This window comes from Streptomonospora halophila, from assembly GCF_039542725.1.
Lineage (GTDB): Bacteria > Actinomycetota > Actinomycetes > Streptosporangiales > Streptosporangiaceae > Streptomonospora > Streptomonospora halophila.
The window spans coordinates 1-24548 of the sequence record NZ_BAABIK010000036.1 but is presented as its reverse complement, the minus strand read 5'-3'; the positions used below and the strand labels follow the sequence as shown (position 1 = coordinate 24548).

The window sequence follows — 24548 nt, the reverse complement described above, 5'->3', positions numbered from 1 at the left end:
CTAGCCTGAGGGCATGGTGCATCCGGTCAAGCTGCTCGGTCCCTTCTCACGTCTCCAGGAGCGGCGCAGCGGCCCGCTGATACTGGAGCTCGACCTCACCGACGGGCTCGCGGAGGAGGCGCCGAGCGACCCGCTGGGGCAAGTGCTGGCCCGGCGCCACCAGCAGCTGCGCGACGTCGTCGAGGGCATCCGCCGCGGTGCCAAGGACCCGCGCGTCAAGGCGCTGGTGGCCCGCATCGACGGCCGGGCGCTCGGCTTCGCCCGGGTGCAGGAGGTACGCGCCGCGGTGTCGGCGTTCCGCGCCGCGGGCAAGGACACGGTCGCCTGGGCGGAGTCCTTCGGCGAGTTCGGCCCCGGGACCGTCCCCTACTACCTGGCCTGCTCCTTCGCCGAGATCGCGGTGGTGCCGACCGGGTCGGTGGGACTGACCGGGCTCAGCGTGGGCACCACGTTCTTCGGCGGCGCGGCCGAGCGGCTGGGCGTGCGCTTCGAGGGCGGCGCCCGCCACGAGTACAAGAACGCCCCCAACCAGTTCACCGAGCAGGGCTTCACCGAGCCGCACCGCGAGATCACCGAGCGGCTGGTGGAGTCGCTGAGCGAGCAGGTCGCCGAAGGCGTCGCCGAGGGGCGCGGGCTGAGCGCCGAGCGTGTGCGCGAGCTCATCGACCGCGGGCCGCTGCTGGCCGCCGAGGCACTGGAGGCCGGGCTGGTCGACCGGCTGGCCTACCGCGACGAGGTCTACGCCGACCTGCGCGCCCGCTACACCCCCGACGCCGGCGGGAACGGCCCCGACGGCGCCGCCGAGCCGGCCGCTGCGGGCGAGGACTCCGGCCGGGGCGGCGCGCGGCTTCTCTACGTCGGCCGCTACCACCACCGCGCCTCGATGACCGAGCGGGTGCCCGTGCGCCCCGGCGGCTACATCGCGCTGATCACCGCCACCGGCATCATCACCAGCGGACGCAGCCGCCGTTCGGCGCTGGGCGGCAGGTCCATGGGCGCCGACACCGTCTCGGCCGCCCTGCGCGCCGCCCGCCGCGACAGGAACGTGCGCGCCGTCGTCCTCCGCGTGGACAGCCGCGGCGGCTCGGCGGTGGCCTCCGACGTCATCCGCCGCGAGGTCGCCCTCACCCGCGAGGCGGGCACGCCGGTCGTCGCCTCGCTCGGCGACATCGCCGGCTCCGGGGGCTACTACATCGTGATGGACGCCGACGCGATCGTCACCCGCCCCGGTACGCTCACCGGGTCCATCGGCGTCTACAGCGGCAAGCCGGTTCTCACGGGACTGCTGGAGCGCATGGGGATCACCAACGAGAACGTGGAGAGCGGCGCGCACGCCGCGATGTTCGGCCCCGACCGCGGATTCACCGAGTCGGAGTGGGACCGGGTCAACGCCATGCTCGACAGCACCTACGCCGACTTCACCGGCAAGGTCGCCCGGGCGCGCGGACTGAGCGCCGAGCAGGTCGACGCGGTGGCGCGCGGGCGCATCCTCACCGGGCGCGACGCGCACGACGGCGGCCTGGTCGACGACCTGGGCGGGCTGCCGGCGGCCGTGCGCCTGGCGCGGGAGAAGGCGGGCCTGCCCGGCGGGCGGCTGCGCTCGTTCCCCGCCGGCGGACCGTGGGAGCGGCTGATGCCGGCCGAGTCCAGCGAGGACCGCACCTCCGCGCCGCAGCAGACGGCGCCGGAGCTGGCCGCCGGACTGGGCGCGGCGAGCGGTCTGGAGGACCTGGCGGCGCGCGCGGGACTGCCGTCCTCGGCACCTCTGCTGATGCCGGGCGGCTGGGAGATCAGATGAGCCCGGCCCCGGGACCGGCCGAGTTCACGGAGACGATGGCCCGCTTCGCCACGGGGGTGACCGTGGTGACCGTGCGCGACGGCCGCGACGACATCGGCAGCACGATCAGCGCCTTCACGTCGGTCTCGGCCGAGCCGCCGCTGGTCATGGTGGGGGTCGCGAAGGAGAGCTACCTGTGCGAGGTGATCGACTCCCAGGGCCGGTTCGCGGTCAACGTCCTGGGCGAGGGGCAGCGCGCGGTGGCGGGCCGGTTCGCGGCCGAGGGCCGGCCCAGCGCGCGGCTGCTGCTGGAGGGCGAGGCGCACCGGCGCGGCGAGCACACCGGCGCGCTGGTGCTGGAGACGGCGATCGCGGCGCTGGAGTGCTGCGTCGAGCAGCGGGTGGCGGCGGGCGACCACGTCGTCTACATCGCGGCCGTCGAGACCCTGCCGGCGGTGCGGCCGCAGCGCCCCGACGAGGTGCGGCCGCTGATCCGCTACGGCGGCCGATACCGCGCTTCGGGCTGAGCCAAACTCGCTAGAGAGATAACTCTTCGCGTTCCCGCCGCCACCGGTTTCTGTGCAGTGCGGCTAGTTCACCGCGCGGGCGGGGCGTCGTCCAATGGAAGTATGGATGGCTTCTACACCGTGCTGGGAATCCTGGTGGCCGGGCTCATCCTGGCCATGATCCTCTGATCGCCGACCCCGCGGCCGCGAACCTCCATGGGCCGCGGGCGCGCCCGCCTTCGACCCCTCCCACCGACAGCAGGCCGCCCGCACCGCCGCGGACCGTGCTCCTCCGCGGCGCTGCCAGGCACCGCGCGTCCGCCACGGGCGCCGGCGGCGCGGCACCGCCCGCCCCGCGGGGACAGCGTGCCGCGCCGCCGCATGCCGTGCCGCGGCCTCCGGCCGCTCAGTCCAGTCCGGCCTGGGAGAGCCAGTCGGCGGCGACCTCGTCGGCCTCCTCGTGGTCGATCTGCACGCGCGCGTCCAGGTCGATCAGCGCCTCGGTGGTGAGCTCGGCCGAGACCCTGTTCAGCACGTCGCGGGCGTCCTGGCCGACCGCCTCCTTGTTGATCAGGGGGGTGACGTTCTGCGAGCCGAAGAGGTTCTGCGGGTCCTCCAGCGCGACGAAGTCGCCGGTGGTGAACGCCGGGTTGGTGGTGAAGAGGTTCGCCGCGTCCACGTCGCCGCCGCGCAGTCCCTCGACCAGCAGGTTGCCCTCCAGCGGCCGGAACCCGCCGAACTCGACCCCGTAGGCGTCCTTGAGCCCGGGCACACCCTGGGGGCGGGTCTCGAACTCGGCGGGGGCGCCCAGCGTCATGTCGCCGGCCGTGCCTTCGAGGTCGCCGATGGCGGTGAGGTCGTGCTCCTCGGCGGTCTCCTCGGTGACGGTGATGGAGTCCTTGTTCTGGGCGGGCGCCGACTCCAGGATCGCGAGGTCCTCGGGCAGCTCCCGGCGCACCGCCCGGTTGGTCTCCTCGGTGGTGCCGGACTCGGCTTCGGGGTCGAGGTAGTACAGGATGCCGCCGTTGTACTCGGGGAACACCGCGAGGTTTCCCTCGGCGACCTGGTCGTAGTAGACCTCGCGGCTGCCGATGTCCAGCTGGGTCTCGACGGGGATGCCCTCGGCTTCGAGCGCCTTGGCGTAGATGTGGGCCAGCAGCGTGCTTTCGGGGAAGTTCGCCGAGCCCACGACGATGGCGTCCCCGCTGCCGCCGCCCCCGTCGCCGCCTCCGCCGGAGTAGGGGTCCCCTCCCCCGCCGCAGGCGGCCAACAGGAGCAGCGGCGCGGCGGCGGCCGCCGGTCGCATCGGATTGCGCATGACTTCACCCTTCTCGTGTGCGGATGCTGATGCGGGCGCGTGTGCGGCCCCGTTTCAGGAGGCTGCGGAGGACGCGGCGGCGCGCCGGCGCAGCCCCGGCGCCACCACCCAGCGGCGCAGCAGCGTGAACAGCCCGGTCACCGCCAGCGCCAGCACCACCACCAGCAGCGCGCCGCCCAGGATCTGCTCGATGCGCTGCTGGGACTGGCCGTCGACGATGAACCGCCCCAGGCCGCCGATGCCCACGTAGGCGGCGATGGTGGCGGTCGAGACGACCTGGATGGCGGCGGTGCGCAGCCCGAGCAGGATCAGCGGCATGGCCATGGGCACCTCCAGCCGGGCCAGGACCTCGCCGCCGCGCATGCCCATGCCCCGGGCGGCGTCGGTGACCTGCGGATCGACACCGCGCACGCCCTCGTAGGTGTTGACCAGGATCGGCGGCACGGCCAGGGCCACCAGCGCCACCAGCACCGGGACCAGCCCCAGGCCCATGCCCAGCACCACCAGGGTGAGCACGCCGATGGTGGGCAGCGCGCGGGCGAAGTTGGCCAGGCTGATGGCCAGGAACCCGCCGCGGCCGGTGTGTCCGGTCAGCAGGCCGACGGGGACCGCGATCGCGGCGGCTGCCAGCAGCGCCAGCACCGAGTAGTAGACGTGCTCGGCGAAGCGGACCGGGATACCGCCGGACCCGCTCCAGTTCTGCGGCTGGGCGAACCAGGACGCCACCTCGGAGGCGATGTTCACGCCGCCGCCTCCTCTCCGGCTCGGGCGGCCGTCCCGGAGGTCCGGCGCCGCGCGGTCCGGCCGCCGCGCCGGGCGGGGCCGCGGTCGCGGGCCCAGGGCGTCAGCGCGCGCTGGGCCAGCACCAGCAGGCCGTCGGTCGCGAAGGCGAGCGCGACCGACAGCGCGATCCCCACCACCACGGGTGCGGCGAAGTCGCGCGCGAAGCCGTAGGTCAGGATGACGCCGCCGAGTCCGCCCAGGCCCACCAGGGACGCGACGCTGACCATGCTGATGGTGGCCACGGCGGCCACCCGCAGGCCCGCGATGATCACGGGGACGGCCACGGGGAGCTCCACGCGCAGCAGCCGGCGCAGCGGGCCGAAGCCCATGGCCACCGCGGCCTGGCGCACGTGGTCGGGCACCTGGTTCAGGCCGTCGACGACGTTGGGCACCAGGATCGCCAGCGTGTACAGCGCCAGCGGGATGATGGCCGTCCACGGCGTGAACGCGGTGTAGGGCAGCAGCAGGAAGAACAGCGCCAGCGACGGGACGGCGTAGAGCGCGTTCACCCCGCTGAGCACCGGCGGGTAGACGACGCGGTAGCGGACGCTGAGTACGCCGAGCGGGATTGCCAGGGCCAGCCCGATGAGCACCGAGGCGTAGGAGAGCAGCACGTGCTCGGCCAGCATCGGCCCGACCGGGTCGTCGAGGTTGCTCCAACCCCACTGCCAGCTCTGCACCGCCCAGCCCCACAGGGGTTCGGCGGAGCCGGCGGCGGCCCGCACGGACTCAGCCACGGCCGTCCTCCGCGCCGGAGTGGTCGTCGTCGCTGCCCGCGGCCCAGATCGCCGAGCCCAGCTCGGTCTGGGCGACGGCGCCCAGCACCGTGCCGTCGTCGGCAACGCCGACCGCGCGTCCGGCCGGGGAGAGGACGGCGGCGTCGAGCGCGGCCCGCAGCGAGTCGGTGGAGACGGTGAAGATGTGCCCGTAGCCCACCAGGTCGAGCTTGGCGACGTCGCGGTCGTCGGCGGCCGCGGCCAGCACGTCGGCCGAGGCCCAGCCCAGCGGGCGGCGCCGGGAGTCGACCACCAGCAGCCAGGGTTCGCCGGTGGTGCGGGCGACCTCGCGGGCGCCGGCGGCGGTCGCGCCCTCGCTGAGGATGACGTCGCTGCGCAGCGGGAGGTCGCGGGCGGGGAAGAAGGACAGCCGGCGGACTCCCCGGTCGTAGCCCACGAAGGCCTCGACGAAGTCGTCGGCGGGGTCGGCCAGCAGCCGCTCGGGGCTGTCGACCTGGGCCAGGCGGCCACCGGGGCGCAGGACCGCGATGCTGTCGCCCAGCTTCACCGCCTCCTCGATGTCGTGGGTGACGAAGACCACGGTCTTGCGCAGCTCGGCCTGCAGCCTCAGCAGCTCGTCCTGGAGCCCCGCGCGCACGACGGGGTCGACGGCGCTGAAGGGCTCGTCCATCAGCAGGATCGGCGGATCGGCGGCCAGGGCGCGGGCCACGCCCACGCGCTGCTGCTGGCCGCCGGAGAGCTGGTGGGGGTAGCGGGCGGCGTGGGCGGGTTCGAGGCCGACCAGCTCCATGAGCTCGCGGGAGCGCTCGCGCGCCCGCCGCTTGGACCAGCCCAGCAGCTGGGGGACGGTGGCGATGTTGTCGGCGACCGTGCGGTGCGGGAACAGCCCGGCCTGCTGGATGACGTAGCCGATGGATCGGCGCAGGACGGGCGGGTCCTGGCCGCGGACGTCGCTCCCGTCGATGGCCACGGTGCCGGCGGTGGGCTCGACCAAGCGGTTGATCATCCGCAGCGCGGTGGTCTTGCCGCTGCCGGAGGATCCGACCAGGACCGTGGTGTGCCCGGTGGGCACGGTGAGGTCGAGGTCGTCGACGGCGACGGTGCCGTCGGGGTAACGCTTGCTCACGCCCTCGAAGGTGATCATCTGCTCGGTGCTGTCTCTCCTCGGGGCGTCGCACGCCGGTCCGTCGTTCGCTTGCGTGTACCCGGCCCGGTACGGGCCAAACTGCGCGGGCGCGGGAGTCGGCGGCGGCTCAGTCGGCCTGGTCGGCGATCCAGCCGGGCAGGTCGGCCAGGCCGTCGAGAACGGTGTCGGCCTGACGGGCCTCGGGCCGCCCGGCGTGCAGGTAGCCGAGCATCCCGCGGCGCAGCAGGGCCGCGCGCAGCCCGGCCCGCTTGGCGGGCAGCACGTCGTTGTCGAGGCGGTCGCCGACGTAGAGGACCTCGGCGGGGGTGGCGCCGGCGGCGTCTACGACCCGCGCGAAGAAGGCGGGGTCGGGCTTGGACACGCCCCAGTCCTCGGAGACGTGGATCCGGTCGGCGGGCAGGTCCATCGCCGCCAGGGACGGCCCGGCGGCGGAGGGCTGGTTGCCGGCGACGACCACGCTCAGGCCCATCGCGCGCAGCTCGGACAGCGCGGGGCGGACGTCGGCGTAGAGGTCGTCGGCGTCGAAGTTCTCGCGCAGCGACCCGGGTTCGTCGGCCAGCCAGGCTGCGGACTCGACGTCGAGGTCGAATCCGGGTTTGACCAGGCGGAACGCGTCCATCAACGGTCGGTCCTCGGCGAGCACGGCGCCCATGAGGCCGAAGAAGGCGAGCCGCGGGACCCCGAGGCGGTCGGCCCACCGCTCGAAGATGCGGGTTTCGTCGACGAGGGTCTCGCCCACGTCGAGCACGACACTGCGAATCTTCACGAAAAGGACGCTAACACGGGGCACCGACACCACCGGGGGCGCCGTCGCCGCAGGCGGCCCCGGCCGCCTGGACCGGCCCGCGCCGCAGGCCGCCCGCACCGTTCCGGCGCCGAGCGAGGCCGGGTGCAGGGCGTGTCCGACGGGTCGCCGTCCTCCAGCGCGGCTCCCCGGCGCCGCTCCCGTGCGTTCTCACCGGTCGGCCGGCCCCCCCCCGACTCCCTCCCCGGCCGTGCGGGAGCGGCACCGCTCCCCCTCGCAGCGCCCCGCGCCGGATGAAACAGCGCCTGGGGCGCGGGGCGCACCTGGTGCGCCGCCCGCCTCGGACGGACCCCGCCGAACACGCCCTACCCGCCCGCGGGCGGGCGCAGAACCGCGAAGGCGTCGGTGATCTCCAGGCGGCGGACGCGGAAGCGGAACAGGGCCGCCGGGCGGCCGCCCGAGCGCCCGGAGGGCACGAAGCCGCCCGTCTCCTCGATCTGGCCGCGGCGCAGCAGCACGCGGCGCAGGTTGGTGGCCGCGACGTCGTGGCCCAGCGCGGCGCGGTAGTAGCGCGACAGCTGCGAGACGGTGAACTCCGGCGGCGCGAGCGCGAAGCCGACGTTGGTGTAGGACAGCTTGGCGCGCAGCCGGCGGCGCCCGGAGTGCACGATCGCGGCGTGGTCGAAGCCCATCTCGGGCAGCTCCGCGGCCGGGTGCCAGCTGGTGTCCTCGGGCACCACCGGGTCGATGTCGGCGGGCACGAGACCGAGGTAGGCGGTGGCCAGTATCCGCCCCTGGGGGTGGCGGCCGGGGTCGCCGCGTGTCTCCAGCTGCTCCAGGTGGGTGAGGTCGCGTACGTCGACCTTCTGTGCCAGCTGGCGGCGGATGGAGGCGTCCAGCCCTTCGGCGCCGCCCAGCCGTCCGCCGGGTAGCACCCAGTGCCCCTCGTAGGGCGGTCGCGCCCGCCGCCACAGCAGCACGCACAGCCGGTCGGCGCGGATCTGGAAGACGACGGCCAGCACCTCGTGGCCGGCCGGTGCACCGACCGGCGCGCCGCCGGCCGCCGGGTCCGACCGTGCGAGGGCCGCCTGCTGCTCGGTCTCGGCGCCGCTCACCGGTGCGCCCTCCCGGCCGCGCCGCCGCTCGCGGGCGCCCCCGCGGGTCGTACCAGTGTGGTCGCGCTCACTTCCCCTGTCGCCGCCATGACTCCCCATGTTAGAGTGTCATGAGTTTTTGCCTGCAAGACAAAAACCGGATGCGGCCCGATCGCCGCAGCCGGCACGAGAGCCGGCGACCTCCGGGCACCGGACCACCGGGCCCGTCTCTCGAAGGAAGAACACGGACATGGCTACCGCCCCCGCCGCAGCAGACACCACGCTCTCCCAGGACTGGGCCGCCGAGGTCCGCAGGCTCGCCGAGAGCCGCGACGCGGTCATCCTCGCGCACAACTACCAGCGGCCCGAGATCCAGGACGTCGCCGACCACACCGGCGACTCCCTCGCGCTCTCGCGCCTGGCCGCCGAGGTCGACGCGAGCACCATCGTCTTCTGCGGCGTCCACTTCATGGCCGAGACCGCCAAGATCCTCTCGCCGGAGAAGACCGTCCTGCTGCCCGACCTCGCGGCCGGCTGCTCGCTGGCCGACACCGTCACGGCCGAGGACGTGCGCGCCTGGCGCGCCGAGCACCCCGGCGCCGTCGTGGTGGCCTACGTCAACACCTCCGCGGCGGTGAAGGCCGAGACCGACATCTGCTGCACCTCCTCCAACGCGGCCGACGTCGTCCGCTCCGTCCCCGAGGACCGGGAGATCCTGTTCCTGCCCGACCAGTTCCTGGGCGCCCACGTCAAGCGGGTCACCGGCCGCGAGAACATCCACGTGTGGATGGGCGAGTGCCACGTGCACGCCGGCATCGACGGCCACACCCTGCGCGAGCGGGTGGCCGCCGAGCCCGACGCCGAGCTGTACGTGCACCCCGAGTGCGGCTGCGCCACCTCGGCGCTGTACCTGGTGGGCTCGGGCGCCGTGCCCCAGGACCGCGTCAAGGTGCTCTCCACCGGCGGCATGCTCAGCGCCGCGGAGGAGTCGAAGGCGGACAAGGTCCTCATCGCCACCGAGACCGGCATGCTGCACCAACTGCGCGCCGCCAACCCCGTCACGGCCTTCGAGCCGGTCAACCCGCGCGCCGAGTGCCACTACATGAAGATGATCACCGCCGAGAAGCTGCTCGCGACGCTGCGCGACGGCACGGGCGAGATCCGCGTGGACGACGACACCGCGGCCAAGGCGCGCCGCTCGGTGGAGCGGATGGTCGCCATCGGCACGCCCTCGCGCGGCAGGGAGTGAGCGCGCGCTCGCGTCCCGGAGTTTTTTCGGGGCGGAGCGGAGCCCGTGCCACCGAAATCGGTAACAAAAGACTTACCTTCGCGCTATAACTGTCCAATGTACCGGACAACGTTCCACCTGGATCGCTAGCGTTACCGGACAACTCCGGCCTATCGCCCCGATGCGGGCATCACCGGCCGGTGCGTGTCGCGCTTTGGGGAGGGAACGTGACATCGCAGTCCCCGGCTTCGGGGGGAACCACAGCACGTGCGGCCCGGCCGGCGCCGCCGGGCCGGTCGTCGCGCGCCATGGCGGGCCGGCACAGCGCCGCACCCGGCGCCGAGCTGGCCGCCGCCCTGCGCGGCGGCGCCGGCTACGGCCGGTGCTACGACCTGTTCGCCGACCAGCTCTACCGCTACTGCTGGTCGCTGGTCGGTCCGGGCGGCGGCGCCGCCGAGCCCGACCGCGCGGCGGCCGCGCTGCACGAGACGTTCCTGGCCGCCGCCGACCGCATCCACGCGCTGCGCGACGACCGCGAGTTCGCCGCCTGGCTGTTCGCACTGGTGCGCACGGCCGCGCGGCGGCGCGGGTTCGCGCCCCGATCGCCCTACGCCGAGCTGGCCACCACCGAGAACGAGCAGGCGGCGGTGCGGCTGTCGCAGCGGCTGCCGCCCAGCCACCGCGAGCTGCTGGAGCTGTACCTGAGGCACGGGCTGCCCACGCCCCTGATCGCCCGCGTGCTGGGCCTGGGCGCCGAGACCGCCGCGGAGCTGTGCCGCACGGCGGTGCTGCACGCGGCCGACCAGCTGGCGCGCTATGCCCGGGCACCCGAGCAGCCGGAAGGCCGCGGGACCGATCGCGGGGTGCGGGCGGTGCTCGCCGAGCTCGAACCCCCCGGCCCGCCGCCGGGTCTGCGGGAACGGGTGCTGCAGGACTGCGCCTCGCCGCTGGCCCGAGCCGAGCGCCGCGCGGCGGCCTACGCCCTGGCTCCGCTGGGCGACGACGGCTTCCCGCTGCACCGCAACCGCACGCCCGCGACCGGCGGTGCGGCGGGTGCCGAGAAGGAGTCCGACGCCTTTGCCGCGGCAGGCGAAGACCCGGCCGACCCGGACGCCGGGGCGACGTTGCTTCCGGAGGACCGCGTCACCACCGGCGACGTGCCCGCCCGGGCCGAGCCCGAGCCGCTTGCGGGTCCCGGCGGCGCCGCGGGCACCCGAAGGCGGCGGATGCCCGTCCCGGTCGTCGCGCTGCTGGCCGCCGCGGCCGTCATGGTCTGCCTGTGGGGAGTGGTGGCCGCCGTGAGCGGCCGGGCCGGCGGCCCGGTCGCCGAGGCCGGTCCCGCCGAGGCGCCCGCGGCCGTACCGTCCGCCGAGGAGCGGCCCGGTGCGGCGTCCGCGGTCTCCGACGGCCCGGGGAAAGCGGAGGAGCACCGCCCCGGGGCGATGGAGGGCACCTCCGTCGCGCCTTCCCAGGAACCGGACGGCGCACCGCCGGCGGAGCCGCGGCCGAGCGGAGATCCCTCCGGCGCGCCCGGTTCCGACGACGGCGGCGCGGCCGCCCCCTCCCCGACCGCCGGCGCCCCGGATGGCGGGAGCGGTCAGGAGCAGGGCGAGGGCGGCGGCTCGGCGGAAGGGCCGGAGGGCGGCTCGGACAGCGGAGACTCCGGCTCCGAGGAGGACTCCGGCGGGTCGGAGGACGGCGGCGACGGGATCTCCGGGCTCTTCGACGGTCTCTTCGGCCTCTTCAGCGGCGGCGGCACCGACCCGCCCGCCTGAGAGCACCGGTGACCCCGAAGGCGGACGACGGTCGCCCTCGCCGGCCCCGGCCGTGCCTCAGCACCGGCTCGGCACCGCCAACGGCCGCCGGAGACCGGGCCCCGGCGCCCCCGCGGGAGCCGCTGGGCGCGGTCGACGGCCGCGCCGCCTGCGGGCTCAGCAGTGGGCGAGCAGGGGCTCGGCGGCGATCTCGATGCGGCGCTGGACCTCGTCGAGACCGCGGTCGCCCTTGAGGAGCTCCAGGACCTCGAAGACCCACACGCTGGCCAGCGAGGCGACGCGGACGTAGGCGGGGTCGGTGCGGTCGGGCGGCTCCGCCGGGCCGGAGTCCTGGCCGTCCGCGGCGGCGGCGCCCGTGGCCACGCGCCAGAGGAGGTCGGTGATGCGGGCGCCCAGCTCGGTCTTGGCCTCGGCCATGATGAGCGAGCGCACCAGCGCGTCGGCGAGCTCGGGCTCGCGCATCAGCCCGCGGGTGGCCCGCATGAGCACGTCGACCGCGCGGCCGGCGGCGGTCTCGGCCGTGGGCGGGCGGCGGCTGATGCTGGTCTCCAGCAGGTCCAGCTCCTCGGTGACCACCGCGACGACCAGGTCCATCTTGGAGGGGAAGTAGCGGTAGAGGGTGCCCAGCGCGACTCCGGCGCGCTCGGCGACCGCACGCATCTGCATCGCCTCGACGCCGCCGCGCAGCGCCAGGGCCGCGGCCGTCTGCACGATCCGCTTGCGGCGCTGGTTCTGACTCCGGGACCGCATTCCGATCGCCGCCTGCTGGACCGCCACGCCGGATCTCCCATCGTCGTCGTCCGCGCGGCGCACCCGCCGGCCCGCGCGGAGCCGGCGGCCGGTCGGCGCCGGGCGCGGGTCCTGCGGGCCGCTTCGCCCGGAAGGCATCGCCCGGGCCGCCGGACGGCGCCCCTACAAGAACACGTTATCCAAGCATCCCCCACCGGCCCGATCCTCCACAACTGGGCATGCGGCCTCTTCACCCGGAGATGACCCGATCCACGCTCGCGCGACAGGCGCCGTACCGATATAGCCGGACACGGAATGGAATGTGTTCTAGTCGGCGTCCGCGACCGCTTCGCACCCGCCCCGCGGACCGCTCGCGCCCCCGCCCCGAATAGAATCCGATTCTGTTTTTCGGTTGAGGAGGAGGATGCCATGCGGCCGCTGCCACCGGTGGAGGATCTGGGCGAGGGCGTGTGGAGCGTGCCCGTGCCCATCCCCGGCAACCCCCTCGGCTACACCCTCGTCTACGTGCTGGAAAGCCCGCGAGGACCGGTGCTCGTCGACGCGGGATGGAACCACGAGGACTCCTGGGGAGCCCTCACCGCCGGGCTGGAGTCCGCGGGCGCCTCGGTCGGCGACGTGTACGGCGTTGTGGTCACCCACTTCCACCCCGACCACGCCGGGCTCGCCGGACGCGTGCGCGCGGCCTCCGGCGCCTGGGTCGCCATGCACCGCGCCGACGCGGAACTGGTCCGCGGCTTCGCCCGCATCGGCGCCGACGAACAGCACGCCCGGCAGCTGCGCCGCGCTGCCGAGGCCGGGGCGACACCCGCCGAGCTGGAGCGGCTCGCGGAATCGGCACCCCTCTTCCAGGCCGCCCGCGCCGCCCGACCGCGAGCTCTCCGACGGCGAACCGGTGGACCTGCCCGGCCGCAGACTGCGCACCGTGTGGACCCCCGGCCACACCCCGGGCCACATCTGCCTGCACCTGCCGGACTCCGACCGGCTGTTCACCGGCGACCACCTGCTTCCGCGCATCACCCCCAACATCGGCCTCTACGGCTCCGACGACGGCGGCGACCCCCTCGGCGACTACCTCTCCTCCCTCGCACAGCTCGCCGACACCCCCGAGGACACCCGGGTGCTGCCCGCCCACGAGCACCGCTTCACCGGCGCCGCCCGGCGCGCCGCCGAGATCGCCGAGCACCACGAGGCCAAGCTCGACGAGCTCGCCCGGCTGCTCGAAGGCGGCGGCGCCACGCTGTGGGAGCTGAGCGCGCGCCTGCCCTGGAAGCGCGGCTGGGACGGGATGGAGGTCGCCTCCCGCCGCATGGCCGCCGCGGAGACCGCCGCCCACGTGCGGACGCTGGAGCGGCGCGGGCTGGCGGTGCGCGCCGACGGCGCCGGCGGCCCCCCGCGCTGGCGTCCGGCGGACGCCGCCGCACCGCAGGCCCCGGGGCGGTCCTGATACCCGCGCCGCCGCTCGCGGTCGCGGCCGGGCCCGACCATCCCGGACACCGGAGCCAGGCCTTAAACTGGTGAGTAACATGCGGGCGCGCGATCGTACCCGCCCTTCCGGCGGTCCCATCCGGCGACCAGAGGTGGCCGAGCGCGCGAGCGACGAACGAGGTGAAGCAGTGACCCTGCCGGTGCGACCAGCGTCACCGCGCCCCCGCAGCACCGGCCCGCCGGGTTCCGGCCCCGCCCCGGACCCGGGTCCGCTCCGCCGCGCTCCGCGCGGGCACCTGCCATCCTCCACCACGCTGTCGATGGGGTAGTCCTATGCCGCACGCCGACCGCCCACTGCGCGTCGCCCTGCTCTCCTACCGCAGCAAGCCGCACTGCGGCGGCCAAGGCGTCTATGTGCGCCACCTCTCCCGCGAGCTGGCCGCGCTGGGCCACGACGTCACCGTCCTCTCCGGCCAGCCCTATCCCCAGCTGGACGCCGGGGTGCGCCTGGACGAGGTCCCCAGCCTCGACCTCTACAACGACGCCGCCCCCTTCAAAGCGCCCCCGCTGCGCCAATGGCGCGACTGGATCGACGTGCTGGAGGTCGCCACCATGTGGACGGCCGGGTTCCCCGAGCCGCTGACCTTCTCCCTGCGCGCACTGCGCGAGCTGCGCCGGCGGCGCGGCGAGTTCGACGTCGTCCACGACAACCAGACCCTCGGCTACGGACAGCTCGGCATCCGGGCCGCCGGCCTGCCCATGGTCACCACGATCCATCACCCCATCACCGTCGACCGCCGCATCGAGGTCGAACAGGCCACCGGCTGGCAGCGGATCAGCAAGCGGCGCTGGTACAGCTTCGTGGGGATGCAGGGCCGGGTCGCCCGCCGCCTCGACCCCGTGCTGGTCCCCTCCCGGTCCTCCGCCGAGGACATCGTCCGCGAGTTCGGCGTGCGCCGCTCGGCCGTGGACGTCGTCCCGCTCGGCGTGGACACCGGCAGCTTCCACCCCCGCCCCGCCGCCGAGCGGGTCCCCGGCCGCCTGGTGTGCGTGGCCAGCGCCGACAGCCCGCTCAAGGGCGTCGCCACCCTGCTGCGCGCCACCGCCAAGCTGGCCACCGAGCGCGACGTCTCGCTGACCGTCGTGAGCAGACCCACCCCGGGCGGCCCCACCGACCGGCTCGTCGACGAGCTGAGCCTGCGCGACCGCGTCTCCTTCGTCAGCGGTATCGACGACGGCGAACTCGGCGAACTGCTGGCATCCGCCGAGGTCGCCGTCGTACCGTCCTTCTACGAGGGCTTCTCCCTGCCGGCCGTGGAGGCCATGGCCAGCGGCACCCCCCTGGTCGCCAGCCGCGCGGGCGCCATACCCGAGGTCGTCGGCCCCGAAGGCGAGACCGCACTCCTCACCGAACCCGGCGACCCCGAGGAGCTCGCCGCCGCCGTCGGCGGCCTGCTCGACGACCCCGCCCGCCGCCGGGCCATGGGCGCGGCGGCCTGGAACCGCGTCCAAGAGAGGTTCACCTGGCGGGCCGTGGCCGAGGCCACCGCCCGGCGCTACACCGCCGCGATCGACGCCGCCCGCGGTCACGCCGGCGAGCCCGCCGCTCACCCGTGACCAGCACGATCCGAAGGAGCCAGCACTGATCACCGTCGACTTCTCCCTGCTGCCCGTGGGGCCCGGCGACCGCGTCCTCGACCTCGGCTGCGGCGGCGGCCGGCACGCCTTCGAGGTGTACCGCCGCGGCGCCGACATCGTCGCCTTCGACCGGAACGAGAACGACCTGGCCGAGGTCGACGCCATGTTCGCCGCCATGCGCACCGCCGGCGAGGTGCCCGCCGAGGGCGGGGCATCGGCCGAGGCGGTCAAGGGCGACGCCCTCGACATGCCCTTCGACGACGGCTCCTTCGACCGCGTCATCGCCTCGGAGGTCTTCGAGCACATCCCGCACGACACTGCGGCCATGGCCGAGCTGTACCGCGTGCTGCGGCCCGGCGGGACGGCCGCCGTCACCGTGCCCAGCTGGCTGCCCGAGCGCCTGTGCTGGGCGCTGTCGGAGGAGTACCACACCAACGAGGGCGGCCACATCCGCATCTACACCCGCGCCGAGCTGGAGGCCAAGCTCAAGGCGGCCGGCTTTTTCGTCGGACCGCACCACCACGCGCACGCCCTCCACGCGCCCTACTGGTGGATCAAGTGCGCCGTGGGCACGTCCGACGACGACCACCCCCTGGCCTCCGCCTACCACCGCATGCTGGTGTGGGACATGATGAAGGCCCCCCGCACCACCCGCACCGCCGAACGCCTCCTCAACCCCCTGATCGGCAAAAGCGTCGTCGTCTACCTGCGCAAGCCGCCCCGCGGCCGCGCGGAGAAGAACGGATGAGCATCGGCACCTCCTCCGAGCCCGACCACCCCCTCCCCGAGCTTCCCGGCGTCCTCACCGCCGCCGACACCGCCCTGTCCGCGCGCTACCTGCTGGGCGCCCAGAGCGCCGACGGCGCCATCCCGTGGTTCCCCGGCGGCCACACCGACGTGTGGGACCACGTCGAATGCGCCATGGCGCTGACCGCTGCCGGGCACGCCGCCGCGGCGCTGCGGGCCTACGAGTGGCTCGGCCGCGTCCAGCTGCCCGACGGGTCCTGGCCGGCCAAGCTGCGGCAGAACGAGCCCGCCAGCGCGCTGCGCGAGGCCAACCACGCCGCCTACCCCGCCGTCGGCGTCTGGCACCACCTGCTGGTCACCGGCGACGAGCGCTCGGCCGCTGATCTGTGGCCGACGGTGCGCGCCGGCGTCGAGTTCGCGCTGGGTCTGGGGACCGAGCGAGGCGAGATCCGCTGGGCGCGCGACGCCGACGGAAATCCCGGTGACCACGCGCTGCTGACCGCCTGCGCCAGCGTCCACCACGCGCTGCGCTGCGGCGCCGCACTCGGCGAGCGGCTGGGCAGCCCCCAGCCCGACTGGGAGCTGGCCGCGTCCCGGCTCGGCCACCTGATGGCCGAGCACGAGTCGGTCTTCGCCGACCGGAGCCGCTACTCGATGGACTGGTACTACCCCATCATCAGCGGCGCGGTCCGCGGCGAGGCCGCGCACCGGCGGCTCGACTCGGAGTGGGACACCTTCGTGGTCCCCGGGCTGGGCATCCGCTGCGTCAGCGACCAGCCCTGGGTCACCGGGGCGGAGACCTCGGAGCTGGCCCTGGCGCTGGCCGCGCTGGGCGAGACCGGCCGCGCGCGGCGGCTCCTCGCCGACATCCAGCACCTGCGCGACCCCGACGACGGCGCCTACTGGACCGGCTACCAGTTCGCCGAGTCGGTGCGCTGGCCGGTCGAGCGCAGCACCTGGACGGCGGCCGCGGTCATCCTCGCCGCCGACGCCATCAGCGGCACGACGCCCGGCGCCGAGGTCTTCACCGGCCGCGCCGAGACCCCGGAAGCCCCCGACCCCGACACCTGCGGCTGCGCCGCCCTGGTCGGCTGACCGCTGGTGCTCGGACCGCCGGGCTCGGGGACGGGGCCGCGGGGGAGGTCCCGCGGACCGGAGCCGGGGGCGTGTTCGAGGGGTCGCCGTCATCCCGCGGGCGCCCCGGCACCGCCGCGTTCTCGCCCGTCGGCAGTGAGCCGGCGGGGGACCGGCCCCGGCTCCTTCCCCGGCCGCGCGAGAGCGGCCCCGGTCCCTGTCGCAGCGCCCCGTGGAAGAACGGCCTGCGCGGCATCTACGGCAGCGCGATCGGCGACGTGCCGCGCGCCACCGCCACCCGGCCGCTGTGGCCGGTGGTCGTAACCGCCCGGCGCTCGGGCGGCCTCGCCCTGTCGGCGCCGGCACTGGAGAAGCCGGTGGGTGCGCCGCGGGCCGGGTTCGACCTCGGGGTCGCGCACCGACAGCAGCGTCGTGCGGCTGGTGTCGAGCATGTCGACGACGGTCTGCGGCAGCCGCGCCGCCGACGCGCGGCGCCGCAGCAGCACGGCGCCCGCTTCGCGCCCCGGGGAGCAGGGCGCGCCCGAGTGCGCCGCCCGCTGGGGACGGACCCGTCGACCACGCGTCAGCCGGCCCCCGCCGACCGCCCACCGCCCCGCTCCCGCTCGCTGCGGTGCGCACGGCCGCGGGAGGCGGCCGCGGCTGCGTGCCCGGCACCCAGCCCTTCGGCGCGGGTCGTGATCCGGCCCGCCTGCACGCGCACCGCCGCCTCGGTCGCGTCGCCGGGCCGGCCCACACCCGCGGCCGCCGCCACCTCCCCCGACTCGTCGCAGACCACGCGCAGCCGCGGCCACGCCCCGGGCGGCAGGGCCCGGCGCAGCAGGCCCCGGACCTCGGCCACGGCCATCCGCGCCAGCGGCCCCAGTTCGGCGGGTGAGCCCGACACCGCGACCACGGTCGCCTCCGCCCCCTCCGGTGCGGCGCGCAGCACGTCCTCGGCGGCGGAGAACCGGTACAGCCCCAGGACGGCGACGACGCCGTCCGCCGCGAGCGGCGCCGGTTCGCGGCGCAGCGCGTCGAACGCGGGGGGCGGGGCCCACGGTTCGTCGGCCGCGCGCGGCTCGGGCGCGATCGCGGGCCCGTCCCACCGGTCGCCCAGGTCCGCATCCGCCAGGCGTTCGCAGGCGCTCACGACGTTGAACGGCTCACCGAACCCGGGCGCCGCAGCGGCCAGCCGGCTCGCGCCGTGCAGCGTCGTCAGCACGGTCTCGGCCAGCCGAACCCGCCGCTCCCCGGCGGCGGCCGGCGGGTCCAGCCGCTCCAGCCCGCACCCCAGCAGGACGGCCTGGAACCGCATCAGCTGCGCATACGCCCGCCGCGCCGACTCCTCGCCCAGGATCTCGGGGACCACGCCGGCGTCGATCCGGGCGGCGGGACCGTCGGCGTCGGTAGCCATCGGCAGGCGGGCGACCCAGGCGCGGGCGAGCGCGCCCAGGGCCTCGCGGGCGGTGCGGACGGGCGCGCCGCCGACGGCCGGGACCTCCTCGGCCAGCTCCGCGAGCACCTCGAAGTAGAGCGCGCGCTTGCCCGGGAAGTTGGAGTAGACGGCGCCGCGGGTCAGCTCGGCGCGTTCGGCGATGGCGTCGATCCCGGCCTCGCGGAAGCCGCGCTCGGCGAACTCCGCGCGCGCGGCGTCCAGCACCCGGGCCCGGTTGCGCCGCTGCGTCTCCGCCCTGGTGAGCCGAGCCAACCGTGCTCCCTTCGCTGCTTCCCTCCGGCCGGAATTAAGGTACGCTCACCATTCAGATGATGCCATCATCTGAAATTGCACGCACCGCTCCGGTGGTGCGTCCGCCCCCCTCGAACGGAGAAGCGATGAACGGTGTCACCGCGCACGCCGGCGGCGTCTGCGAGATCGACCTGTCCAGCCCCGACGTGATCGCCGACCCCTTCGCCGCCTACGGCGCGGCGCGCGAGCACGCGCCGCTGGCCCGGCTGCTCATACCCGGCATGGCGCCGATGTGGGCGGTGCTGCGCCACGGCGACGCCCGCGCGATGCTCAACGACCCGCGGTTCGAGCTGACCGCCGACACCTTCGCCATGCGCCCCGAGGTGTCCGATGAGTACCGCCCGTACCTGCGCAACATGGGCGAGATGGAGGGCACCGAGCACCTGCGGCTGCGCCGCCTCGTCGCTCCGGCGTTCACCCCGCGGCGCGCGGCCGCGTTCCGGCCCCGCATCGAGGCTGTGGTCGCCGCCCTGCTGGAGCGGCTGCCCGAGCACGCCGAGGACGGTGCGGTGGACCTCATGGAGCACTTCGCCCGCCCGCTCCCGGTCGAGGTGATCTGCGAGCTTGTCGACATCCCCGCCGCCGACCGCCCCCACTGGCGCGCCTACGGAGGCGTCATCGCGGCCGGAGCGGGCGCGGGTTTCGCCGACGCCGTACCCGCGATCATCGACAGCGCGAAGGCCGCCGTGGCCGCCCGCCGCGCCGAACCCGGCGACGACCTGGTCTCCGACCTCGTCCGCGCCCAAGCCGAGGACGGCGACCGCCTCAGCGACACCGAGATGGTCTCCCTGGTCTGGAACATCGTGCTGGCCGGGCAGACGCCCACCAACCTCATCGCCAACGCCGTCTCGGAACTGCTGGCCCACCCCGACCAGCTCGCGGCGCTGCGCGGCGACCCGGGCCTGATGCCGGGCGCGGTCGAGGAGCTCATGCGCTGGTGCGGGCACCAGCTACTGGCGATGCCGCGGTTCGCCCGCGAGGACGCGGAGATCGGCGGCGTCGCCGTCGGCAGGGGCGAGCCGGTCACCGCCGCGATCGCCGCCGCCAACCGCGACCCCCGGGCCTTCGCCGAGCCGGACACCCTCGACGTCACCCGGCCGCGGGACGGCGCGCAGCAGCTCGGGTTCGGGCACGGGCCGCACTTCTGCCTCGGCGCATCCCTCGCCCGCGTCCAGACGCAGGCGGCGCTGGAGGCGCTGCTGCTGGGCCACCCCGCGCTCGCACCCGCCGGCGACGGCCCCGACCGTGCCCCCGACCCCGGGACATGGCGTCTGAGGTCGCTCCCGGTGATGCTGTGAGGCCGCGCCGGTACGGCCTCCCCGGGTGACCGGCCCGGCGGGCGGGCCGTACCCGGGGCGGCGCACCGGCGCGCGGCTCGCTACGCCCCGTTGGCCGCGTTCTCCTCGCCGCCCGTGCCGTCCGGGAAGTCGGGTTCGAACGGCGGCGTCGAGGGCTCCTCCGGCGCCGTCTCGGGCGGCGCCGTGGGCGCCACCGGATCCTCCGGCACCTCGGTCGGGACGGTCGGCTCCTCGGGCCGCGTGGCCGGCGCGGACGGCTGGGCCTGCTCGGTCTGCTCCGGCGACGGCGGCGGGTCGGGGGCGAGGTCGTGCACCTCGCCGCCGAAGCTCGGCTCCGGGAACTGCTCGACCTCCTTGCCCTCCATCGCCTTGGTCATGAAGTTGTTCCAGATGGCGGCGGGCAGGGTGCCGCCCGACAGCGAGCCCCACCCCGGAACGCTGAACGGCTGGTTGTTGCCGTTGTAGACCCCGACCGCCGCCGAAAGCTGCGGCGTGTAGCCGACGAACCAGGCGGCGACGCTGCCGTCGGTCGTCCCGGTCTTGCCCGCCACCGGCCGGCCGTCGGGCAGAGCCGCGGAGGTACCGGTACCGCTCTGCACGACCTGCTGGAGGGCATAGCTGACGTTGGCGGCCGACTCCCGGCTGATCGCCTGGGAGCTCTCGGGCTCGGGCCGCTCGTTCTCGCCCTCCTTGTTGACGATCTCGCGGATGACGTGGGTCTCGACGTGCTCGCCGCCGTTGGCGAACGTCGCGAACCCGGTCGCCTGGTCCACCGGCCGCACGTCGGAGACGCCCAGGGCGATGGCGGGCACCGCCTGGTCGTCCTGAATCATGCTCTTGGGGATGCCGACGTCATACGCGGTCTGGCGGACGCTCTCCGGACCGACCTCCTGCGCCAGTTGCACGTAGCCGGTGTTCAGCGACATCCGGGTGGCCTCAACGAGAGAGGTCGGGCCGTGGCTGGTGTGGTCGTAGTTGCTGATGGAGCTGCCCCCGACCTGGATCGGGGAGTTGCCGTTCACCTGGCTGTTCAGGCTGTAGCCCTGCTCCAGGGCGGTCGCCAGCACGTAGGGCTTGAACGCCGAGCCCGCCTGGGCCGAGCCGTTGAAGGCGCTGTCGTACTGGTTCTTCATGTAGTCGTGGCCGCCGTAGAAGCCGACCACCTCGCCGGTCGAGGGCTCCACCGCGGTCAGCCCGGCCTGGACGCCCTCGGGCAGCGAGCCCACGTCGACGGTGTCCTCGACCGCGCTCTGCGCCATCTCCATCGTCTGCTGGTCGAAGGTCGTCACGACCTTGTAGCCGCCGCGGTTGATGTTGTCCTCGCTGTAGCCGAGGTCCTTGAGCTCCTTCATGGCCTGCTGGAGCATGTAGCCCTTGTAGCCGCTGAGGTCGACGCTGTTGGCCGGGCGCTCGGCCTTGGGCTCGGGGAACTCCATCTTGTCGGCCTCGGCCTGGGAGATGGCCCCGCCCTCGACCATGCCGTCGACCACGTACTGCCAGCGGCTCTCCATCTGCGGCGTGGTGTTGCTGTCGGCCTGGCCGTACAGGGACGGCTGCTGGATCGCCGCGGCGAGGAAGGCCGACTCCGCGCCGGTGAGGTCGCCGACGTCCTTGTGGTAGTAGGCCTGGGCCGCCGACTGGATGCCGTAGGCGTTGCGGCCGAAGTAGATGGTGTTCAGGTACTGCTCCATCACCCACTGCTTGTCCATGTCAGGAGACTGATCGACCTTGAGGGCGATGATGATCTCCTTGAGCTTGCGGGTGATGGTCTGCTCCCGGCTGATCCCCTCGAAGTAGTTGCGGACGAACTGCTGGGTGATCGTGGAGCCGCCCTGCACCTGCTGACCGGTCACGGTGAACCACACGGCGCGGGCGGTGCCGGTGAGGGAGACACCCGGGGAGTCCCAGTAGCCGCGGTCCTCGGCGGAGATGACCGCCTCCTGGACCTGGTCGGGGATCTGCTTGTAGTCGACGGGCTCGCGGTCCACGCCGCGCTCGGCGAACTGCGTCTCGCCGTCGGCGTAGTAGAACGTCGACCCCTGGTTGACCGCGGCCTCCTTGGCGACGTCGGGCACCTCGATGACCGCGTAGGCGATGCCGAAGCCGCCCAGAACAAGGACGGCGCAGGCGGCGAAGGCGACCAGCGACGCGCGGGTCATGCGCCACCACAGCGGTTTCCGCACCTGGGGCCGGGCGCCGCCGCCCTTGCCGCCGGGCGGCGTCGGCCCGCCGGGGCCCGGGGGGCGCGTGGGGCCAGAGGGGCCCGAGGGGCTGGACGGTCCGGAAGGGCTGCGGCCCTGCGGGCCGGCGAAGTCCGGTCCGCTCGCGGCGTCGGGGCCGGGAGTGGCGCCGGGGCCGGCCGATTCCGGTCCGGGGCCAGCGGGGCCCTGCGCCGCCGCGGCGGCGGAACCGGCACCGGCCGCCGCTGCGGCGGAGCCCGCGGCCGCGCCTCCGGCACGCTCACCGGGGCCGGAGGCCGAACCGCTGTCGGTCGGCGCGGAGTCCGGCGCCGACCGCTCGGCCGGCTTCCCGGGCTGCTCCTGCGCGGATGCCGCAGCCGTGTCGCCGCCGGAGTAGGAGTCTCCCGGCGGGGCGGGGCGGTCTCCCGCACTCGGATTGTCCGGTGTCGTGTAGGGGGACCACTGCGGACGGGCGGCTTCGTCGCCGCCCGGTGCGGTGGACTCGCCCCAGCGCGGAAGGCGCGGGCCGTCGTCCTGCTCCGCGGCGGCGGAGGAGGCGCCGGGCGCGGGGCGAGTGGGAGGTGTGGGAGGTGTGGGAGGCGTCGCGTCCACTGGGGCGGCGGGCGACTCGGCGGGGGTATCGGCTGCCGTGGCCTTGTCCGCGCCGGAGGCGGCGGATTCGGGGGCAGACGCGGGGGAGGCCGATCCGGAGGACTGCGACTCGCGCCGACCGGCGGTGGCGGCGTCGTCCTCCCGCGGAGCGCTCGGCGCTGAAGGGGTGTGCGGAAGGGTCGACTCGGTCTCGGTCTCGGTCTCGGACGCGGTCTCGGCCGGGTCCGAAACCGCGGCGGCGTCGTCGGCGCTCTGTGTGCCCGCCGCGGCGGCACCCGCGGCGGGGCCCTGCGACGCGACCCGCGGCGTGAACCAGGACCGCGGCTGCTCTACGGTCCGGTCTGCGTCTGCGTCCGAAGCGGCCTCATCGGCGCCGGTCGATGGGGCGCGGGTGTCGCGGGTGTCGCCCGCAGACGCGGAGGACGCGGGCGAAGCGGAGGACTCCGCCGACGGCGCTGACGCGGGGTCGGTGTGCGGGGCGGGTTCCGCCTTCGGCTCAGAGGCTGCCGCGCCGTCGGGCTCGCCGGCGGCGGAGGGGGAGGGCTTGCCGGGTGGGGTCGGGGCCGAGGGGGTGGCCGCGGTCTTGGGGGTCTCGGCCTTGGGGGTCTCGTCGCGCGCTGTGGGGGGCGCGGGCTCGGCGGCCGCAGCCGCGTCGTCGCCCGCGCCGGCCGCCGGCTTCGGCTTTGCGGCGGCGCCGGTGGCGGCCTCGCCTGCCGTCTCAGCGCGCTCGGCACCGGAGGAGGCCTCGCCGGCATCCTCGGACCGGGCGTCGGGAGACTGGGCCTCGGGACCGGTCGCGGACGCCTCCGAGGGCCCCCACGTGCCGTCTTCCCTCAGGTTGAAGCCCTGGTCCGCCAATGTGCGGGCGACCCGATCGCGGAAGAAGCTTCCGCTGTCCTTGAAGGCGCTCGTGCCGCCGCCCTCCGCGGGGGTGCCCTCATCGCCTGCGGAGGCGCCTTCGGCTTTCGGGCCCTCAGAGGCCTCGCGCTCGGGGGCCTCGCCGCCGGCCTCAGGGGTGGGAGAGGGCCCCGCCGCTCCCGCCTGCTTGTCGGGGGTCTCCTCGGCGGGCTGTCCTGGATCCCGCCGGTCCTCGCCCTGCGCCTTCCCCTTGGAGTCGTCGTCACTCTCGTTCATCATTGCAGCACCATCGGGTCGGTTCACGCGATCGTCGGTCTTCTCGCCGGGACCGCGACCGGAGCCACTCCCCCAGCGCACTGCGTCCCCCGCAGTACGACCATCATCAGGCGTCTCAGCGTCATGGCGCGGCGTGACATCGCCGTCGCCGTTAGTGCTATCACTCAGTTGGTGGCCCCCTGGCACTCTCGATTCGCCCGGCGCAGTCCTATGTAGGACGCACAAGCAGGGGGAATCGGTTCAGCACAATCTTGTATCGTGAGCAGGTTCGGCACGGCGGGGGACTTGCCCGAACCTGGTCAACACGATACCTGCACTGATCACCCCGACCACCATCGGAATCCCGTGGCGGGGACGGCGATTCGATCGGACACCGCAAAATACTACGGTGGGTGACCGTCTCGCCGGTGCCGGTCGCCCAGCGTTTCCGTGATCTATCGGAGACCGCGGGGAATCCTTACTCCGAAATTCTGCGATAGCGCGCACGGCGCGCGCAGCCAGAGTCCCCGGACCCGTCGAGCCACGCGACGGACGGGGCCTTTTCGGGCATAAAAAAAGGCGGGGGCGCAACCCGAACAAACGGGCCACACCCCCACCAACAAAAAATGCGGCAGCAACCTACTCTCCCACCCCCACCATGAAGGCAGTACCATCGGCGCAAAGAGACTTAACGACCGGGTTCGAAATGAGACCGGGTGTGACCCTCCCGCTATCACCACCGCAAAACCACACCCCCACACCCACAAGCGCAGAGGAAAACCAACGGACCCCCAACCACACAGGCCAGGGCAACCAGAACAGCATGCGCGAGCACCCAGCATCCACGGCGGACA

Annotated in this window: 18 protein-coding genes, 1 rRNA gene and 1 pseudogene; 10 read left to right on the top strand and 10 right to left on the bottom strand. The window is 74.6% G+C overall.

The window, feature by feature from the left end; all coding sequences use genetic code 11:
• The first annotated feature begins 13 nt into the window (after positions 1 to 13).
• Together sppA and ABEA15_RS22715 are read left to right on the top strand one after the other, a co-directional pair.
• Positions 14 to 1798 (top strand): signal peptide peptidase SppA, encoded by a 1785-nt coding sequence (sppA, locus tag ABEA15_RS22720; protein ID WP_345558899.1) that lies wholly within the window; start codon positions 14 to 16, stop codon positions 1796 to 1798.
• Complete coding sequence (locus ABEA15_RS22715) at positions 1795 to 2304, top strand: flavin reductase family protein (protein ID WP_345558897.1); 510 nt, start codon at positions 1795 to 1797, stop codon at positions 2302 to 2304. Before sppA ends, ABEA15_RS22715 begins: the two co-directional genes overlap by 4 nt.
• A gap of 385 nt (positions 2305 to 2689) precedes the next feature.
• On the opposite strand, the gene ABEA15_RS22710 is transcribed toward ABEA15_RS22715, so the two are convergent.
• The 6 genes from ABEA15_RS22710 to ABEA15_RS22685 form a co-directional block, all read right to left on the bottom strand.
• On the bottom strand, positions 2690 to 3601 hold the full coding sequence (locus ABEA15_RS22710) for an ABC transporter substrate-binding protein (RefSeq protein WP_345558895.1): 912 nt from the start codon (positions 3599 to 3601) through the stop codon (positions 2690 to 2692).
• A gap of 54 nt (positions 3602 to 3655) precedes the next feature.
• A complete protein-coding gene (locus tag ABEA15_RS22705) occupies positions 3656 to 4345 on the bottom strand; it encodes an ABC transporter permease (protein ID WP_344143533.1) in 690 nt (229 codons plus the stop codon).
• Positions 4342 to 5121, bottom strand: a complete 780-nt coding sequence (locus ABEA15_RS22700; protein ID WP_425579438.1) for an ABC transporter permease — start codon at positions 5119 to 5121, stop codon at positions 4342 to 4344. The genes ABEA15_RS22705 and ABEA15_RS22700 overlap by 4 nt, the downstream gene beginning before the upstream one ends.
• Complete coding sequence (locus ABEA15_RS22695) at positions 5114 to 6265, bottom strand: ABC transporter ATP-binding protein (RefSeq protein WP_344143534.1); 1152 nt, start codon at positions 6263 to 6265, stop codon at positions 5114 to 5116. Before ABEA15_RS22695 ends, ABEA15_RS22700 begins: the two co-directional genes overlap by 8 nt.
• A gap of 109 nt (positions 6266 to 6374) precedes the next feature.
• Positions 6375 to 7028 carry an HAD family hydrolase gene (locus ABEA15_RS22690; protein WP_345558917.1) on the bottom strand — a complete coding sequence of 218 codons (654 nt, stop codon included), beginning with the start codon at positions 7026 to 7028 and terminating at the stop codon, positions 6375 to 6377.
• 350 nt (positions 7029 to 7378) lie between these two features.
• Positions 7379 to 8035: an NUDIX hydrolase gene (locus ABEA15_RS22685; protein ID WP_344143569.1), complete on the bottom strand. Its 657-nt coding sequence runs from the start codon at positions 8033 to 8035 to the stop codon at positions 7379 to 7381.
• Positions 8036 to 8357: 322 nt separating this feature from the next.
• On the opposite strand from ABEA15_RS22685, the gene nadA reads away from it, so the two are divergent.
• Positions 8358 to 9356: a quinolinate synthase NadA gene (gene nadA / locus ABEA15_RS22680; protein ID WP_345558893.1), complete on the top strand. Its 999-nt coding sequence runs from the start codon at positions 8358 to 8360 to the stop codon at positions 9354 to 9356.
• A gap of 287 nt (positions 9357 to 9643) precedes the next feature.
• Positions 9644 to 11110 (top strand): hypothetical protein, encoded by a 1467-nt coding sequence (locus ABEA15_RS22675; RefSeq protein ID WP_345558891.1) that lies wholly within the window; start codon positions 9644 to 9646, stop codon positions 11108 to 11110.
• 156 nt (positions 11111 to 11266) lie between these two features.
• Here ABEA15_RS22675 and ABEA15_RS22670 read toward each other — a convergent pair whose 3' ends face one another.
• Entirely contained in the window at positions 11267 to 11860 is a 594-nt protein-coding gene (locus tag ABEA15_RS22670; RefSeq protein WP_386699338.1) for a TetR family transcriptional regulator, read from the bottom strand.
• Between the two features lie 294 nt (positions 11861 to 12154).
• Here ABEA15_RS22670 and ABEA15_RS22665 point away from each other — a divergent pair.
• From ABEA15_RS22665 to ABEA15_RS22645, 5 genes and pseudogenes are all read left to right on the top strand, one after another.
• Positions 12155 to 12574 (top strand): annotated as a pseudogene (locus ABEA15_RS22665) (MBL fold metallo-hydrolase); the annotation flags it as partial.
• Between the two features lie 178 nt (positions 12575 to 12752).
• The gene (locus ABEA15_RS22660) at positions 12753 to 13304 is read left to right on the top strand and encodes an MBL fold metallo-hydrolase (RefSeq protein WP_345558889.1); all 552 of its coding nucleotides are present in this window, start codon (positions 12753 to 12755) and stop codon (positions 13302 to 13304) included.
• 314 nt (positions 13305 to 13618) lie between these two features.
• Positions 13619 to 14902 (top strand): glycosyltransferase family 4 protein, encoded by a 1284-nt coding sequence (locus ABEA15_RS22655; protein WP_345558887.1) that lies wholly within the window; start codon positions 13619 to 13621, stop codon positions 14900 to 14902.
• Between the two features lie 25 nt (positions 14903 to 14927).
• Positions 14928 to 15671 (top strand): class I SAM-dependent methyltransferase, encoded by a 744-nt coding sequence (locus tag ABEA15_RS22650; protein WP_345558915.1) that lies wholly within the window; start codon positions 14928 to 14930, stop codon positions 15669 to 15671.
• The gene (locus ABEA15_RS22645; RefSeq protein ID WP_344143540.1) at positions 15668 to 16765 is read left to right on the top strand and encodes a prenyltransferase; all 1098 of its coding nucleotides are present in this window, start codon (positions 15668 to 15670) and stop codon (positions 16763 to 16765) included. Before ABEA15_RS22650 ends, ABEA15_RS22645 begins: the two co-directional genes overlap by 4 nt.
• Before the next feature lie 562 nt (positions 16766 to 17327).
• On the opposite strand, the gene ABEA15_RS22640 is transcribed toward ABEA15_RS22645, so the two are convergent.
• On the bottom strand, positions 17328 to 18452 hold the full coding sequence (locus ABEA15_RS22640; protein ID WP_345558885.1) for a TetR/AcrR family transcriptional regulator: 1125 nt from the start codon (positions 18450 to 18452) through the stop codon (positions 17328 to 17330).
• Between the two features lie 125 nt (positions 18453 to 18577).
• On the opposite strand from ABEA15_RS22640, the gene ABEA15_RS22635 reads away from it, so the two are divergent.
• Complete coding sequence (locus ABEA15_RS22635; RefSeq protein WP_345558883.1) at positions 18578 to 19789, top strand: cytochrome P450; 1212 nt, start codon at positions 18578 to 18580, stop codon at positions 19787 to 19789.
• A gap of 80 nt (positions 19790 to 19869) precedes the next feature.
• Here ABEA15_RS22635 and ABEA15_RS22630 read toward each other — a convergent pair whose 3' ends face one another.
• Both ABEA15_RS22630 and rrf read right to left on the bottom strand, forming a co-directional pair.
• Positions 19870 to 23718, bottom strand: coding sequence for a transglycosylase domain-containing protein (locus ABEA15_RS22630; RefSeq protein ID WP_345558881.1), 3849 nt, complete (start codon positions 23716 to 23718; stop codon positions 19870 to 19872).
• A 602-nt stretch (positions 23719 to 24320) separates the two neighbouring features.
• A 5S ribosomal RNA gene (rrf, locus tag ABEA15_RS22625) occupies positions 24321 to 24438 on the bottom strand.
• Between the last annotated feature and the right edge of the window lie 110 nt (positions 24439 to 24548).